3 protein-coding genes are annotated in these 4,411 nt (G+C 67.2%); 1 reads left to right on the forward strand and 2 read right to left on the reverse strand.

The genetic code is table 11. From position 1 onward, the window contains the following. On the reverse strand, positions 1-2,026 hold a 2,026-nt coding region (locus U9980_RS15890), incomplete at its 3' end, for a glycoside hydrolase family 65 protein (RefSeq protein ID WP_416210290.1). 8 nt (positions 2,027-2,034) lie between these two features. Further along, positions 2,035-2,820: a beta-phosphoglucomutase family hydrolase gene (locus U9980_RS15895; protein WP_322768633.1), complete on the reverse strand. Its 786-nt coding sequence runs from the start codon at positions 2,818-2,820 to the stop codon at positions 2,035-2,037. Positions 2,821-3,179: 359 nt separating this feature from the next. Here U9980_RS15895 and U9980_RS15900 point away from each other — a divergent pair. Then, the coding region (locus U9980_RS15900) for a phosphatidylglycerol lysyltransferase domain-containing protein (protein ID WP_322768634.1) at positions 3,180-4,411 on the forward strand (1,232 nt) is incomplete at its 3' end.

The following is a 4,411-nucleotide window of genomic DNA, read 5'->3' on the forward strand; positions in this document are numbered from 1 at the left end:
TCCAGCTTCCGGCCAGTGACGCCATATGCAGGCCGTCGAGGGCGCGGCCGTCCAGGTCACGAAGGTCGATCAGTGCCGCTTCGCGCAGGTAGTCATGGGCAAGCCCGAGATGCCCGACCTCGGCCGCCAACACCGCCTGGGCCGATGAGGACAACGAGGAGTCGCGAACGGTGAGCGCTTCGTAGTAGGCGAAGTTGCGAGCCTTCTGCTCGTCGGTGAACGACTCCCCCCGGCGTTGCATCGCCAACACCAGATCTGCCTGCTTCACCACCTGTTTGCGGTACAGGTCGAAATACGGAAAATGCAGGAGGAGCGGGTACTGGTCAGGACGCGTCTGCTCAAAATCCCACACCTGATGGCGGGTGAACCCAGCCGACTGGGGGTGCACGCCCAGCTTTTCATCGAAGGGGATGCACATGTTCTCGGCGGCGTCCCGCCAGGACGCGGCCTCCTCGGCGTTCACGCCCAGTTCGTGCGCCTTCTCCGGATGCCGCCGGACCGCGTTCGCCGCCTCCACCAGATTCTGCTGTGCCATCACATTGGTATAGATGTTGTTGTCGACGACCGCGCTGTACTCGTCCGGCCCGGTGACTCCGTCGATGTTGAAGGCGCCATCCAGGTCATGATGGCCGAGAGACCGCCAGAGCCTGGCCGTTTCAACCAGCAGTTCCAGGCCGATGTCCCGGTCGAATACGTCGTCGCCGGTGACGCGGACATGACGCACGACCGCGTCCGCTATATCCGCATTGATGTGGAACGCCGCCGTGCCGGCGGGCCAGTACCCGGAGCACTCCTCTCCGTGAATGGTCCGCCACGGGAAGGCCGCGCCGGAGAGGCCGAGCAGGTGGGCCCGTTCCCTGGCCATGGGCAGGGTGGCCTGCCGCCACCGCAGCGCGTCCGCCGCCGCGTTCGGCACGGTGTAGGTGAGCACGGGAAGGACGTAGCTTTCCGAATCCCAGAACGTGTGGCCGTCGTATCCGGGACCGGTGAGACCCTTCGCCGGAATCGGCCGACGCTCGGCCCGCGCACTCGCGGACAGGACGTGGAACAGGGCGAAACGGACGGCCTGCTGCACCTCGGCATCACCGTCGACCTCGACGTCCGCACGGGCCCAGAAGTCGTCAAGATAGGCCCGCTGCTCGGTGAGCAGCCCCGTCCAGCCGGTCTGGCGGGCTGCGGTCAGCGCGGCCGCGGCCTGGTCGCGCAGGGCCGGCAGGGAACGCTGTACCGACCAGCCATAGGCGATGAACTTGACAAACCGCAACTTCTGACCTGGATCCAGCAGGGTGGTGATGGTCACCCGGCAGGAGTCGGCATCGCTCTCAGCGGTCACCCCGGTCGCGGAGCGCCGGTCAATGACATGATCCATAGCGGCGGCGACCCGGATGCCGCTGTGCCGCGTCCGGTGCACCAGCTCGGCATGCGAACCGTGGCTGCCGTTCCACTCCGCCATCAGCGGAGCCTCCAGTACGGCGGCGGCCCGCGGGTCCGCGGACTGTGTCGGCAACTGCTCGTTGGCGACCAGTTCGGACTGCACGACGAGCCGGGTCGAGGCGTCCAGTGGCTCGACCTCGTAGCAGATCGCCGCCATGGCCCGCTGCACGAAGGAGACCAACCGCACCGATGACACGCGGACCGCCTGGCCCGCCGGTGACACCCATTCGGCGGTCCGGCTCAGCACGCCCCGGCGGAAGTCCAGGATCCGTTCGTGGGACCGCAGGTCCCCGTACCGGACGTCGAAGGGTTCATCATCCACCAACAGACGGATGAGCTTTCCATTGGTAATATTGATCATCGTCTGGCCGGACTCCGGGTAGCCGTAACCGGCTTCCGCGTAGGGCAACGGCCGCAGCTCGTGGACGGAGTTGAGATAGCTGCCGGGCAATGCGTGCGGCTCTCCCTCATCGAGGTTCGCCCGCAGGCCGACATGCCCATTAGACAGGGCGAACAGCGACTCCGCCCGGGCCAGCCGGTTCGGATCGAGGCCGCATTCGCGCAGCTGCCATGGATCGACCGGAAACGACATGCTACCGATCACGAGCCGCTCCCGCTGCCGCGGACCACATGGTCGGGGACGTTGTCGGTGCCGAGCAGCTCATCGAGGTCGGAGATGACAATATCCGCACCATGCGAGCGCAGAGCGTCCGCATGCCCGACCCGGTCGACGCCTACGACGAACCCGAAACCTCCGGCCCGGCCCGCCTCGACCCCGGCGATCGCGTCTTCGAATACCGCCGCGCGCGACGGCACCACGCCGAGCGCGCGGGCACCGGCCAGAAAGGTGTCAGGCGCCGGCTTACCCGCCAGGTGCTCGCGTTCGGCGACAATACCGTCGATCCGGACAGGTAGCAGACTATCGATGCCGGCGGCGGCAAGTACCTCCGCGCAGTTCGCGCTCGACGATACGACGGCCCGTGGGACGCCTGCAGTCGCCAGTGCTCGGAGGTAACGTACAGAACCGGGATAGGAGGCAACGCCACCTTCACGGATCATGGCTGTTACGAGTTCGTTCTTGCGTTTGCCCAGGCCATGGACTGTGTCGGCGGATGGAGGATCGTCCGGGCCGCCTTGGGGCAGTTCGATGTGACGGGAAGCGAGAAACGACCTGATGCCGTCCATCCGGGGCTTGCCGTCAACATAGGGGGGATAATCGTCAGCAACGCTGAACGGAATAAATGGATCATCGGTGCGTTCCGCCCGCCTGCGGAGGAATGTGTCGAACATCTCCTTCCAGGCTGCGGCGTGGACGGCGGCCGTCTGCGTCAGCACACCATCCAGGTCGAAGAGGCGTGCCCTGATGTGTTCGGGTAGTCCGAGCATCCGTTCAGTCCTCTCGGGAGCGCCTGCGGGATCGTCCTACCCGGGGACACCCGTGCCTGACCGTGCGGCACGCGAGGTAACGTCCCGCGGGCGGTCCCAAGCGGGCCGGACAGGTCTCAGACCGATACCCGTACCCAGCCGGCCAGCGGCGGCGCGACTATGATCTTTCGTGCCACTGACGGCCACCGGACCTGACGCAGGGAAAGGAGGCACCGTCCGTGACAACCGTCAGCCGCGACAGCCCTCCCACGAAGGCCACCGCAACGAGCCAGCTCGGCGGCGATGCCCATGGGAATCATGGGAGCTCACGGCCGGCACGACCTCTGTTGCCGGCCTGGAACCGCTCATGGGTCCCGACCGTGGCCGCTGCTCTGGTGTTCATTGCTGGACTGATCGACATCGTGTCGGCGGTCACGCCGGAGTGGCGCGACCGGCTGGACGTGATCCGTCAGATCCTGCCGGGGGCGGCATCGCGCCAGGCCGCCGCCTTCACCGTGGTGGTCGGACTCCTCCTGCTGCTACTCGCCCGTGGTCTGCGCCGACGCAAACGCCGCGCGTGGCTCGGTGTGGTGACGCTGCTGGGCGCAAGCGTCGTCCTGCACGTGGTCAAAGGTCTCGACGTCGAAGAAGCGGTCGCGTCGGCGGCGCTGGTCGTCGGGCTGGTGCTGGCCCGTGGCGAGTTCCAGGCCAAGGGTGATCCGACGACCCGGTGGCGGGCGCTGTGGGTCGGGCTGCTCCTCACCGCGGCCTCGATCACAGTCGGGATGCTCCTGCTGCGGATGGGCGCCGGCCGTCTACTGGGCCCGCATCCGCTGACCACTCAGTTCACACACGTCGTCGAGGGCCTGGTCGGCATCCACGGACCGCTCCGGTTCAGCTCCGATCGGCTCTCCGACCTCGTCACCCGGATGCTGCTCACCATGGGCCTGCTCACCATCGTCACTGTCGTGTACCTGGCGCTACGCCCGCCGGAACCACGCCCGCGACTGTCCGCCGAGGACGTCGAGCGGATGCGCGCGCTGCTCACGCGGCACGGGGACGCCGACTCGCTGGGTTACTTCGCCCTGCGCGGCGACAAGACCGTCGTCTGGTCGCCGACGAGCAAGGCCTGCGTGGCCTACCGGGTGGTGTCCGGGGTTATGCTCGCCAGCGGCGATCCGCTCGGTGACAACGAAGCATGGCCGGGCGCGATCCGGGAGTTCCTGCGGATCGCCGCCGAACACGCCTGGATACCAGCGGTAATCGGCTGCTCCGAAACCGGCGGAAAAGCGTGGGAACGGGTCGGCCTGTCCGCGCTCGAATTCGGCGACGAAGCAATCATCGATGTGCGGACCTTCACCCTTGAAGGCCGCGACATGCGAAACGTCCGGCAAGCTGTCGGCCGGGTCGAGCGAGCCGGCTACACCTGCCGTGCCCTTCGGATGGGCGACCTGCCCGCCGACGAACGCAAACGGTTGAAGGAGCAGGCCGAGGCGTGGCGCGGGGCGGAAACCGAACGCGGTTTCTCCATGGCACTCGGCCGGATCGGTGAACCCAGCGACGACAACTGCGTCGTGGTTATGGCCTTTGACCGCAACGGGCCCGACAGCGG

The organism is Protofrankia sp. Cr1, from assembly GCF_963555865.1.
Classification (GTDB): Bacteria; Actinomycetota; Actinomycetes; order Frankiales; family Frankiaceae; genus Protofrankia.